This window comes from Flavobacterium sp. JLP (genome assembly GCF_015350755.1).
In the GTDB taxonomy this organism is placed as follows: Bacteria; Bacteroidota; Bacteroidia; order Flavobacteriales; family Flavobacteriaceae; genus Flavobacterium.
The window spans coordinates 134,500-146,497 of record NZ_JADKPS010000004.1; the positions used below are offsets into that span (position 1 = coordinate 134,500).

An 11,998-nucleotide genomic window follows, 5' to 3' on the forward strand; every position below is an offset into this window, starting at 1 on the left:
TAATTCATATGAAAAAAATCATTTTTACTGAAAAAGCTCCTGCTCCAATCGGTCCTTACAATCAAGCCGTATTATCAGGAAATACACTTTATGCTTCTGGACAAATTGCTATAAACCCAGCTTCAGGAGAACTTGTTACTGAAAATATTCTTGACGAAACAAAACAAGTTATGGAAAATATAGCAGCAATTCTAGAAGCTGCAGATATGACGTTTGAAAACGTTGTGAAAGCAACTATTTTTATCATGGATATGAATAATTTTGCTGCAATAAACACGGTTTACGGATCTTATTTTAACGAAAAAACCGCTCCAGCTCGTGAAACGGTTCAAGTGGCATGTTTGCCAAAAAATGTAAATGTTGAAATTTCTATAATTTCAGTGCAATAGCATCTAATAATAATTGTGCCGTTGCTTCATTCGTGGCCAGCGGCACATTGTGCACATCACAAACACGAATCAGCATATTGATATCAGCTTCGTGTGGATGACTCGATAAAGGATCTTTAAAAAAGAAAACCATTTGAGTTATTCCTTCTGCAACTCTTCCTGCAATTTGTGCATCACCTCCTAAAGGTCCAGAAAGCATTCTTTGCGTTTTAAAACCTGCAGCTTCGGCTTTTCCTCCAGTAGTTCCTGTACCAATCAGCTTTATTTTTTCGTGATGCAAAACAGCCTCGTTTTTAATTAAGAAATCAATTAAATCAGCTTTTTTACCATCATGAGCAATAATAGCAATTTCCATAAAACCAGAACTATTGATTAGCAACATGGTATGCAATTAGTCCATCAATCGGTCTTCTTAAAACATTACCTAATTGTAGTTCATATTTATTAAATGTTTCTTGTAATTCATCTTTTAAATAGAAAGCAATAGAACCAACAAAATGAACTGGAACTTCTTTACAATTATCAAATTGGTGAATGTAATTTTTAACGAACGATTTCATTCCTTTGAAGATAATTTTTCTACAAAATTCAGAATCTTTATGTTTGATCAAGAACTTCGCAAAAGTCGCTAAATATGCGTTTGGATTTGGTTCTTTGTATAATTTGTTTTTGATAAAATCAGCATCTAAATTATATTCTTTTTCAAATTCAACTGCTAATTCTTTAGGCATTTTATTGAAATAATATTTTCTGATTAATTCTTTTCCGAAAACATTTCCACTGCAGTCATCCATAACAATATAGCCCAGCGACTGAACTTTTTGATGTAATAGTTTGCCATCAAAATAGCTGCAGTTAGAACCTGTTCCTAAAATACTTACGATTGCTTCTTCTCCTTTTGGAGTTGTTGCATAAACCGCAGCATAAGTATCTTCATGAACTTCAACTATTGCATTATTAAAATATTCTTGAAATATTTGAGAAAGAGAAGTCTGCATTCTCTCCGTGCCGCAACCTGCTCCGTAAAAGAACAAATGGGTAGCATTTTTTTTATTTTGAAGGATATCAAAACGATCGTTTAATCTTGAAACAATTTCAGGACCGTCAAGAATTTCAGGATTTAATCCTAAAGTTTGTGTGGTGAATAATACTTTTCCATTATCATCAATTGCAATCCAATCGGCTTTAGTAGATCCACTATCAACTATTAATTTCATTTTCTTTAGTTTTTGGATTAGTTTTTCTTTAACTAAATTAAAAAGTGTACTTTTTACATTAATTAAAGACGTAACAAAATAAGAAAATCCCGTTATTTTGAAATAACGGGATTTTGTAAAATTATATAATATTATTTTAAACCTGCAATGTGTACAGATAAATCAATCAATTTACTAGAGTATCCGTACTCATTGTCGTACCAAGATACAAATTTGAAGAAAGTTGAATTTAAACCAATTCCTGCAGTAGCATCAACTATTGAAGTTCTTTTGTCAGAAATAAAATCTTGCGATACAACAGCATCTTCAGTATATCCTAAAATACCTTTCATTGTAGTTTCAGATGCAGTTTTTAAAACAGCCAAGATTTCTTCGTATGAAGTTTCTTTAGAAACTTTTACAGTTAAATCAACTACAGAAACGTCAGCAGTAGGAACACGGAAAGACATTCCAGTTAATTTTCCATTCAAAGAAGGAATTACTTTTCCAACCGCTTTTGCAGCTCCAGTTGAAGAAGGAATAATGTTAATTGAAGCAGCACGTCCACCTCTCCAGTCTTTTCTAGAAGGTCCGTCAGCTGTCATTTGAGTTGAAGTTGTAGCATGAACAGTTGTCATTAAAGCTTCTTCAATTCCGAAGTTATCGTGAATAACTTTAGCTAAAGGAGCTAAACAGTTTGTAGTACAAGAAGCGTTAGAAACAACTAAATCAGAAGCTTTTGCAGTTTCGTGGTTAACTCCCATTACAAACATTGGAGCATCTGCAGATGGAGCAGAAATAATTACTTTTTTAGCACCACCTTTAATGTGCTCATTTGCAGTTTCGATAGTTGTGAAGATACCAGTACATTCTGCAACTACATCAACATCAACTTCGTTCCATTTTAAGTCAGCAGGATTTCTTTCTGCAGTAATACGGATATTTCTTCCGTTTACGTAAAGTTTTCCTTCTTTTACTTCTACAGTTCCGTTGAAACGACCGTGAACTGAATCATATTTTAATAAGTAAGCTAAGTGATCTACATCTAATAAATCGTTGATTGCTACTACTTCTACATTATCTCTATTGAAAGATTCTCTAAAAACGATTCTTCCGATACGTCCAAATCCGTTTATTCCTAATTTTACTTTTGACATTTTACTTAATTTTTGCTTTTGTTTTTATTACACTAATTTAAAGTCTAATTTCCTCACAATAAACTTCTTTCCTTTTTTAAACTTTTAACTTTATATCTTTATGTCGACATGATATCAGACACTCTCAATAATTCTCTATCAATTTCAGATTTACCTTTAATTGCCTGCTCAAGTGGTGTTAAAGCCACTTTATCAGCTTGTAAACCAACCATGTAATTAGATTTTCCTTCTATTAAAGATTCTACTGCCTTTACACCTAAACGGCTTGCTAAAACACGGTCAAAACAAGATGGAGAACCTCCACGCTGCATGTGTCCTAAAACAGAAACTCTTACGTCGTACTCAGGCAAATTAGCTTCAACATAATCTTTTAATTCGAAAACGTTTTTACCAATTTTATCGCCTTCAGCAATAACCACTATACTTGATGATTTTCCTGAAGCTTTACTTTTTTGAAGAGAGTCTAGCAATCTGTCTAAACCTAAATCTTCTTCAGGAATAAGGATTTCTTCTGCACCAGCTCCAATACCTGCATTAAGAGCAATATGCCCTGCATCTCTACCCATAACCTCTACAAAAAACAGACGGTTATGTGAACTTGCAGTATCTCTAATTTTATCTATACAATCTACAACAGTATTTAAGGCTGTATCATATCCTAAAGTATGACTTGTACCAAAAATATCATTATCAATTGTACCTGGAATTCCCATTACTGGAAAATCATATTCTGAATTAAAAATCAATCCTCCGGTAAAACTTCCGTCACCTCCAATTACTACTAGAGCATCAACTCCAGCTTTCAAAAGATTTTCGTGCGCTTTTTTTCTACCTTCTGGGGTTCTAAACTCAACAGAACGAGCCGATTTTAAGATCGTTCCACCTTTGTTTACAATATTATTTACGCTTCGAGGGCCCATTTCTTTGAAATCTCCTTCGATCATTCCTTGATACCCTCTATAAATTCCTATGCATTCTATGTTATGATAAGCGCATGTTCGAACAACTGATCGTATTGCAGCATTCATTCCTGGCGAGTCTCCTCCTGAGGTTAGAACACCTACTTTTTTTATTGTTTTTGGCATTATTTAAGTATTAAAGTGTAAAATTAGCAAACATTCACCACTTTCTAGGTTATGTTTATAATAAATTAATAAAATATGTTAAATTCAAACGTTTTCGTTAATAAGTTTTTCGATACTAAAAAATTCATTTAAAATAATAAAAGGTGCTTATTTTAATTAAATCCTTAAAATTAACAATACATAAATGAAGTGTTATAAAAATGTGAGGTTGACTTCATTACGCAAAAATATTTTGGAAATCTAAAATTAGTATAAAAAAACCATTCGTTGTGGCGAATGGTTTTTTTATTACGCTTTTTTAACAAAAGCTTAAAAATCGTCATTATCTGGAATCAATCCTTGATTATTGCTATTTTGGGGTTGAGGCTTTTTTTCGTCATCTTTTTTATCTGACTTTTTATTATTTTTTTCAGCTTCTTTTTTATTATTAAAGTTGATAAAATCAGGATTCAGATAAGAGTCCGGATCATCAGAAGAATTTTTTATTGCTCTTTCAAGTTTATGACTTTTGAATAATTTATTCACCAGTTCGCTGAACGTATCAAAATCTACTTCATACGAAATACCGACTCCTTGTGTATAACCAATTCCTTGTCCTATATAATTGATATCGTTTTCTTTATTAAACAAACGAAGGTTCATTGATCCATCTTCATTCACTCTGTACAATATTTCTATATCTCCAACAATTGCTGATTCATTAACACCTCCTACCGGAACTCCGACTTTTCCATTAATCGATATTTTTTCATTAATCTGAGAGGAAATATTTGCTACGAACTGACCATCTGCTTCTTGTCCAATTCTTTTGTCTGCCGAAATAAAATTTAAATCAATATTAAATTTATCATTATCTGATTTTATGATACCGCCCAGCAAACTTGCTGCTGTTTCTGCAAAAGTTCCAGACAAATCACTTTGATTGAAACCATCCGGACTCATAAACGAACCAGTTGAAAGCAAATACAAAGCTTGGGTCTGACGGACATCTTTATCGTCTAATTTATATTGAATCTCTGATTTTAAAACATTACTCACAGAAGGAAATTGAATATCAAAATTAGGCTCCGGACTTGTTAAATCTCCTCTTAAACCAATAACTACTTCAACTGGCACTTTTTTATTGAAAGAAGAGTTCTCTAGTAATACAGCAGGATTGGCAGAAGTTCGATAAACTGCTTCTAAATTCAACTGTGCTTTCATCGGGTTTCCTTCCCAAATAATAGATCCACCTTTTTTGACTGCGAATTTTTTATCAATTAAACCGCCGTATTTAAAATTATAAGTTCCTTCATATGCCTGGAAATCTCCCCACATATTAAATTTACCGAGTGTATTAATTTTAAACAAAAGCGATCCATATCCTTTTCCTTTCATACCATGTCCAGAGTTTCGGTCTAAAATTACTTCTACTTCGGCATCTGGTGTTATATCAAAATCAAACTCTAGTTCAAGACCGTTATAGTTTCTGGTTTTCTCGACAATACCATTCGCTAGATTGTATTTTTCTTTTGGCGTTACAAAATGAATCCAACTGCTTTCTCCAACACTTTGAACATTATTAATAGGTATCTTAACTTCTGTGCCTTTTTCAGATTTGGCATCCACTTTTATAAATAAACTTTCTGTTGGCCCTTTTATACTGGCTGTTCCATTTATAAATGCTGTACCAAAATAAGCCGCATCATCACTGTCTTTAGTATCCAGCGCCAGCAACCTTTTAGATGTTATGGTTAAATCAAGTTTCCAATCACTAAAATTATGATGCTCTATACTTCCATTCAATAATCCTTTGGTATTGTATTTTGTATCAGTCAATTGATTGTTTCTGAATAAAAACTTTTCATCTGTCAAATCAATTACGGTTCGATCGCTTAATTCATAATCTGTATTTAGGTACGGAATTGTCATTCCTGCCTTTTCTACATACAATCGTCCGTTGATTTCAGGTTTTTTTAGATTTCCAACAACAGCCGCATTTCCAGACACAGATCCTCTGACGTTTGACAAAACATCTCCTCCAACAGTTCCTAAAGTCGCCAGATTAAATCCTTCGAGTTTTAAATTCAGATCTAAAAAAGTCTCTTTATTTTCGACAGCAAAAGTTCCGTTTGCTCTAAACGATTCTGTAAAACCATTCTGTATTGATGAATTTATGGTAAACTTTTTAAAAGTTTCATCACCAGAAATATCAAAATTCAGCGTTCCTAATTCTATTTTATTCAAATTAAGATGATCAATGACAATCGAGGCCGTGGGCTGATAAACATTTTTATTTTGCTTGTAATTGATATTTCCGTTCATATTACCATTAAACACAAACTTCGATGTTAAAGGCGTGATTTTATTAATATCAACATCTTCAAAATTCAGCACAATATCTTTATAATCACTTCCTTTTATAATTCCGTTTAAATCAATTTTCTGATTTTCATGTGATAAAACTATATTATCAATAGTAAAATTTTTAAAGTTTTTATCAAAAACAATCTGATTGTCTTTTTCTGCATTTTCGTTTAAATACCATAAATAGTCTTTAAATTTCATTTCAGATTTTTTAATCCCGACAATATTATTTTTGTTTTTATCGATGGTATGATACAAATCTAGATTAAAATAATCCTGACCTTTTTCTCCGCCTTTAAACTCTGAACGAACAAACAAAGTATCTTTTGATGTTACATTGATCAAACTAAAATCACGCACTTTATAATAAGGTGTTTTGATACTGTCTAACTCGACAAAAGCGTTATAAAGCGGGTTTTTATTATCGATATTGATTCGGACATTATCAAATGTATTTTTTGATGCCGTTATTTTTTGAGAATTAAATCTGAATTTAAATTCTTGCAAATCAGAATCAATTTTACCGCGCACTACAGTCGACGAATCGATATTGATTTCTGGATAAAGCATTTCTACAACTTTATCATAAACATGAAAATTGAAACGCAGGAACTGTCCTTTTTTAACTTTATAAGGTTTATAATTGGTATAAAGACTTCCAACCGAATTCATTACCAATTTATCTAGCTGATCAAAACGGAATTTCCCAACAATTTTACCATTAACAACATCGGTAGAATTAATCGTTATTGTTCGTAGTCTATCGGCATCGAAATTTGAAGTAACCTGCAGTTCATCAAAAGCATAAGTTGACTTTGGGTTCTGATATTCAGCATCTTTTATATAAATATTTCCTTGAAGATTTTCGATAGAATTACCCGTTACCTGAACAACGGCATCTCCTTTAAAATGAGAAATCGAATCGTTTATAAACTTAAGTTTTCGTAAATCTGCATTTTCAACATTAATATGAAAATCGTACCTGCTTTCGCGTTTGCTCAAATCAACTAAACCATCAAAAGTTAAGCTTAGATTGGGATCGTTTACAGAAATCTCTCCTTTATAATAAGGCAATTTAAAATTACCATTTACTGTTATATTATTATAAGTGTACTTATTGTAATCTAATTTTGCAATATCACCTTTAATAATTGTATTCAAATACTTTTCAGTAAACCCGACTCCGTCAACATCTAAATTTAAAGTGGTTTTGCCAATATCTTTTCTCGCTAACAAAGCTCCCACATCAAAATTTTCTAAGATTATATTACCCGAATATGATGCTTTATCAATAAAATCCATATTATTCATATGAATATCTGCCTGACCGTTTCCTAAATCAGTAACCATTTTAAAATCGGCATCAAGATCAGTCGTAGAGACTTTTGCTTTTCCGACAATATTAAATTTCCCGACTCTTTTAAGTTCTTTAGGTAATTTTTTACCTAAAACATTTGGCAACAAAACAACCAAATTATCATAACTTGAAATCAACCTGTCGAATTTTCCTTCCATAGAAAACTTTTGGGTTTTATCTCCTAAAAGATTCTTGAAATTAATGTTTCCAACTATTCGAGAACCGTTTGTATCGCTTAGCCTAAGTCCTCTTAAATTAAGATTATTGAGTGTTCCTCTTAGTTTAGTTTTGATTTTAAAATGCTGGTTTTTTCCTAATCCGTCATAAAAATATCGAATGTCATTTGAGGCAATTGAAGCAGAATCTAATGCAACATTAAATTTTACTTTATCTGTAAAATGAAGAAAATCTTCTACTTTATAATTTAAAACAGCCTCTCCATATATTGAAGATCTTTTTGTTTTAATTGCAAGATTTTCAACTTTTATCTGTTTTTTGGTATACGTTAATTTTCCAGCGAAATTAGAAACATACAAACCACGGTGGTCTAAAAAAGAAAAACGGTGAATTGTTGTTGTAACATTCGGTCCTTCTAGTTTAAAATCACTGATGTAAGCATTTAATTTTTTGAAATCCAGAAATCTAGGAGTCATTTTATTTTCATCAACAACTGAAAAATTACCCTGAGAAATATAAGCGTTTCTAGCTGTAAGCAAAAAGTGCTTGTTTGTTTTAGAAGGCTTATCCGACTCAAATAATCGGATAAATTTATTGATATTGTTTTCATTTTCGTTTTTATAGGTTTTCAGATTAAAAATTAAACCTGTTAAACGAAGATCACCAAATATTAAATCACCATCAAGCAATCTTTTAATACTTAAAATATCGGTAGAAATAATATCAGAATAAATTAAAACCTTTTTGTGATGATCGTAAATCAAAACTTTTTTAAGTTTTACGCCTCCAAAAATATTTACAGCAACTTTATCAACATGAATATCTGTTTTAAAATCTGAATTTAGAGATTCAGTAACATATTGGGCTATTTTTGTCTGAACGTAAGGCAAAGACAATGTGATAGCGACTGCTAGCAAAAGTAAGATTAACCCAATTAGGGTTCTGGATACTATTTTCTTTACTTTTTTGATAGCTGCTTTTATTTTAGTTTTCTTTTAATTTATTTTGAACAGACAAAGATCGACTGTTTTGATAAAAATTCTTTAATTTTGGCTTCTCCTTTACAATCAAAGAAAATTAAAAATTTGATTTGTCAAATATAATTCAAAATTTGTGCCTTTATATGCAAAATTCAGAGGTTTTTATTCTTGCCATCGAAAGTTCCTGCGATGATACTGCTGCCGCGGTTTTACATAACGACAAAGTACTCTCAAATGTTGTAGCCAATCAATTAATTCACAACCAATATGGTGGTGTAGTTCCTGAATTAGCTTCGAGAGCACATCAGCAAAACATTGTTCCGGTAATCGATGCTGCACTTCGCAAAGCAAATGTACAAAAAGAACAGCTATCCGCCATTGCTTTTACTCAAGGGCCAGGTTTAATGGGGTCTTTATTGGTAGGAAGTTCTTTCAGCAAATCATTATCACTAGCATTAAAAATTCCGTTAATTGCTGTAAATCACATGCATGCGCATATTTTAGCACACTTTATTGATGAGGAAGGGTTTGACAAACCTGAGTTTCCTTTTTTAGCACTAACCATAAGTGGCGGGCATACACAGATTGTAAAAGTTAATGGTTTTTTTGATATGGAAATTATTGGTGAAACTACGGATGACGCTGTTGGAGAAGCATTTGACAAGAGCGCAAAAATTTTAGGACTTCCCTATCCTGGCGGTCCATTGATCGACAAATATGCGAAATTGGGAAATCCAAAAGCTTTTGCTTTTACAAAACCAAAAGTTCCCGGATTGGATTTTAGTTTCTCTGGATTAAAAACAGCTATTTTATATTTTATTCAAAAGAACAAACTTCAAAATCCAAATTTCATAGAAGAAAATCTAAATGATATTTGTGCTTCTATTCAATACATAATCATAGAAATTTTGATGGATAAATTAAAACTTGCCGTCAAAGAAACCGGAATTAAGCAAATTGCAATTGGCGGAGGCGTTTCTGCAAATTCAGGAATTAGAACCCGATTGAAAGAAAGCGAAGGCAAATACGGTTGGAAAACTTTTGTCCCTAAATTCGAATACACAACTGATAATGCTGCAATGATTGGAATTGTAGGCTATCAAAAATATTTATCAAGTCGTTTTGAAACTTCTTCAGTTGTTTCTAAAGCGCGAATTCAATTTTAATTATGCAATTATTTTACAATCCAGATATTGACGAAACGACTGAAACTTTTTCTTTTGATAAAGAAGAAAGCCGTCATATTATAAAGGTTTTACGCAAAAAAGATTCAGATATTCTGCACGTTACAAATGGTTTGGGATTGTTGTTTGAAACCGAAATCACGCTAGCATCTGACAATAAATGTATTGTTGAAGTGCTTTCGATAACAAAATCTCCTGAACCAAAATTTCGTTTGCATTTAGCCGTAGCACCAACTAAAATGAACGATCGTTTTGAGTGGTTTTTAGAAAAAGCAACTGAAATTGGAATTCAAGAAATTACGCCAATTTTCTGTGATCGTTCTGAGCGTAAAGTAATTAACTTAGAACGTTTTGAGAAAATTATTTTAGCCGCGATGAAACAGTCCAACGAAACATTTCTTCCTAAATTGAATGAAGCAATTTCGTTTAAAGAATTCGTCAAACAAAAAAATGAAGGACTGCAATTGATCGCGCACTGCGAAGAAACAGATAAAAAATCGCTAAAAGAAGTTTTAAAACCAAACGAAAATGTTACTTTGCTTATTGGTCCTGAGGGAGATTTTTCTGAAAAGGAAATTGCATTGGCTTTAGAAAATAATTTTAAGCCTGTGACTTTAGGAAATACGCGATTACGAACTGAAACTGCGGCAGTTGTAGCTTGTCATAGTGTTGTGTTTTTTAATGAAATACCTAATTAAAATCACAGCTCTATACAATTGCGGCAAGTTTGTCATCTCGAGGAACGAGAGATCACACTAGCAGCTCTACAAAGATTGGCGATATAGCATGAGGAATTTCAATTGTGATTTCTCCTTCGTCGAAATGACAAAACATATAATTATGAAAAAAATATTCTTGTTATTTTTATTGATTTCAATCCCTTCTTTCTCACAAGAAATTGCTTTGCTGAAATACAGTGGCGGTGGTGACTGGTATGCAAATCCTACTTCATTGCCCAATTTAATCCGTTTTTGCAATTCGAATATTAATACGCGCATAAAAGCAAAACCTTCAACGGTTGAACCAAGTAATCCGGACTTGCTTTCCTACCCGTTTGTACATATGACCGGACACGGAAATGTTGTTTTTAGCGATTCTGACATTGCCAATCTAAGAAATTATCTTACTGCGGGAGGTTTTCTTCATATTGATGACAATTACGGAATGGATCAATACATTCGAAAAGAAATTAAAAAGATATTCCCAAATAATGATTTAGTTGAAATTCCTGCTAATCATCCTATTTTTCAAAAACCATTTCCTTTTCCGAATGGATTGCCAAAAATTCACGAACACGATGGAACTCGCCCTCAGGCTTTTGGAATTTTCGTAGAAAACAAATTGGTTCTCTTATATACGTACGAATGCGATTTAGGAGATGGCTGGGAAGATCCGGAAGTACATAATGATCCTGCAGATGTTCGAGACAAAGCCTTGAAAATGGGTGCGAATATCATTAATTATATTTTTACCAACTAATTTTAAAAAAGTGCAGCTTACTCACGAAGAAAATCAATTTGAAAGAAAAACATTTCCGATTACATTAGTTTGTGATCATATTTATTTTCAGCAGAATATCGGGTCTCTTTTTAGAATTAGTGAAGCTTTTGGTGTTGAAAATATTATTTTTTTAGGAAAAGATATTCCGCTGACACCAAGGAAAATAAACAAAACCTCACGCAGTACGCATCTTCATGTACCGCATACTATAATTGAAGAAACTTCAGATCTGATACATTATCTGCTAGAAAATAGATTTGAAATTATCTCTTTAGAAATTGCAAGCAACAGCAAACCGCTAAAACAAGTCTTAATTCCTGATCATCAAAAAATTGCTCTTATCATAGGAAGTGAGATTGATGGAATTTCTGATGAACTTTTGAAAATTTCAAACCAAATTGTACACATAAATATGTTTGGAAAGAACAGTTCGATGAATGTTGTACAAGCTGCAAGTATAGCTTTGTACGAATTTACATCTTAATAAAATTGTGTTAATTTTTGTAGGAATCAAGCTGTACGGGCTGTTGTAAAATTCTCACAAATAATTTGATATAAAAATTTGGCTACAAAGTGTTTTTGTTATAAAATTGCGATCTGGTTAACCAAATCAAATTTTTTATAACA

At 32.2% G+C, this 11,998-nt stretch carries 10 protein-coding genes; 5 read left to right on the forward strand and 5 right to left on the reverse strand.

Features of this window, described 5'->3' with window-relative positions; translation table 11 throughout:
* Window positions 1-8 precede the first annotated feature (8 nt).
* Window positions 9-389: a Rid family detoxifying hydrolase gene (locus IRZ83_RS12035; RefSeq protein WP_194569041.1), complete on the forward strand. Its 381-nt coding sequence runs from the start codon at window positions 9-11 to the stop codon at window positions 387-389.
* On the opposite strand, the gene IRZ83_RS12040 is transcribed toward IRZ83_RS12035, so the two are convergent.
* The 5 genes from IRZ83_RS12040 to IRZ83_RS12060 form a co-directional block, all read right to left on the reverse strand.
* Entirely contained in the window at window positions 370-744 is a 375-nt protein-coding gene (locus tag IRZ83_RS12040; RefSeq protein WP_194569342.1) for a methylglyoxal synthase, read from the reverse strand. The genes IRZ83_RS12035 and IRZ83_RS12040 overlap by 20 nt on opposite strands.
* A gap of 10 nt (window positions 745-754) precedes the next feature.
* Window positions 755-1,606 carry an N-acetylglucosamine kinase gene (locus IRZ83_RS12045; RefSeq protein ID WP_194569043.1) on the reverse strand — a complete coding sequence of 284 codons (852 nt, stop codon included), beginning with the start codon at window positions 1,604-1,606 and terminating at the stop codon, window positions 755-757.
* 131 nt (window positions 1,607-1,737) lie between these two features.
* Window positions 1,738-2,742 carry a type I glyceraldehyde-3-phosphate dehydrogenase gene (gene gap / locus IRZ83_RS12050; protein WP_029273106.1) on the reverse strand — a complete coding sequence of 335 codons (1,005 nt, stop codon included), beginning with the start codon at window positions 2,740-2,742 and terminating at the stop codon, window positions 1,738-1,740.
* A gap of 98 nt (window positions 2,743-2,840) precedes the next feature.
* Window positions 2,841-3,827 carry a 6-phosphofructokinase gene (gene pfkA, locus IRZ83_RS12055; protein ID WP_029273105.1) on the reverse strand — a complete coding sequence of 329 codons (987 nt, stop codon included), beginning with the start codon at window positions 3,825-3,827 and terminating at the stop codon, window positions 2,841-2,843.
* Between the two features lie 309 nt (window positions 3,828-4,136).
* Window positions 4,137-8,624: a translocation/assembly module TamB domain-containing protein gene (locus tag IRZ83_RS12060; RefSeq protein WP_228520688.1), complete on the reverse strand. Its 4,488-nt coding sequence runs from the start codon at window positions 8,622-8,624 to the stop codon at window positions 4,137-4,139.
* Window positions 8,625-8,830: 206 nt separating this feature from the next.
* Between IRZ83_RS12060 and tsaD the strand changes: the two genes are divergently transcribed.
* From tsaD to IRZ83_RS12080, 4 genes are all read left to right on the forward strand, one after another.
* Window positions 8,831-9,853 carry a tRNA (adenosine(37)-N6)-threonylcarbamoyltransferase complex transferase subunit TsaD gene (gene tsaD / locus IRZ83_RS12065; protein ID WP_194569045.1) on the forward strand — a complete coding sequence of 341 codons (1,023 nt, stop codon included), beginning with the start codon at window positions 8,831-8,833 and terminating at the stop codon, window positions 9,851-9,853.
* Window positions 9,854-9,855: 2 nt separating this feature from the next.
* The gene (locus IRZ83_RS12070) at window positions 9,856-10,569 is read left to right on the forward strand and encodes a 16S rRNA (uracil(1498)-N(3))-methyltransferase (RefSeq protein WP_194569047.1); all 714 of its coding nucleotides are present in this window, start codon (window positions 9,856-9,858) and stop codon (window positions 10,567-10,569) included.
* Between the two features lie 142 nt (window positions 10,570-10,711).
* Window positions 10,712-11,350, forward strand: a complete 639-nt coding sequence (locus IRZ83_RS12075) for a DUF4159 domain-containing protein (RefSeq protein ID WP_194569049.1) — start codon at window positions 10,712-10,714, stop codon at window positions 11,348-11,350.
* Window positions 11,351-11,360: 10 nt separating this feature from the next.
* Entirely contained in the window at window positions 11,361-11,855 is a 495-nt protein-coding gene (locus IRZ83_RS12080) for a TrmH family RNA methyltransferase (protein WP_029273100.1), read from the forward strand.
* The last annotated feature ends 143 nt before the right edge of the window (window positions 11,856-11,998 follow it).

Excerpts from the sequence above, each read along its gene's own strand:
- IRZ83_RS12035 (WP_194569041.1), top strand. The coding sequence starts at position 9 with ATGAAAAAAATCATTTTTACTGAAAAAGCTCCTGCTCCAATCGGTCCT.
- IRZ83_RS12040 (WP_194569342.1), bottom strand. The coding sequence starts at position 744 with ATGGAAATTGCTATTATTGCTCATGATGGTAAAAAAGCTGATTTAATT.
- IRZ83_RS12045 (WP_194569043.1), bottom strand. The coding sequence starts at position 1,606 with ATGAAATTAATAGTTGATAGTGGATCTACTAAAGCCGATTGGATTGCA.
- gap (WP_029273106.1), bottom strand. The coding sequence starts at position 2,742 with ATGTCAAAAGTAAAATTAGGAATAAACGGATTTGGACGTATCGGAAGA.
- pfkA (WP_029273105.1), bottom strand. The coding sequence starts at position 3,827 with ATGCCAAAAACAATAAAAAAAGTAGGTGTTCTAACCTCAGGAGGAGAC.
- tsaD (WP_194569045.1), top strand. The coding sequence starts at position 8,831 with ATGCAAAATTCAGAGGTTTTTATTCTTGCCATCGAAAGTTCCTGCGAT.
- IRZ83_RS12070 (WP_194569047.1), top strand. The coding sequence starts at position 9,856 with ATGCAATTATTTTACAATCCAGATATTGACGAAACGACTGAAACTTTT.
- IRZ83_RS12075 (WP_194569049.1), top strand. The coding sequence starts at position 10,712 with ATGAAAAAAATATTCTTGTTATTTTTATTGATTTCAATCCCTTCTTTC.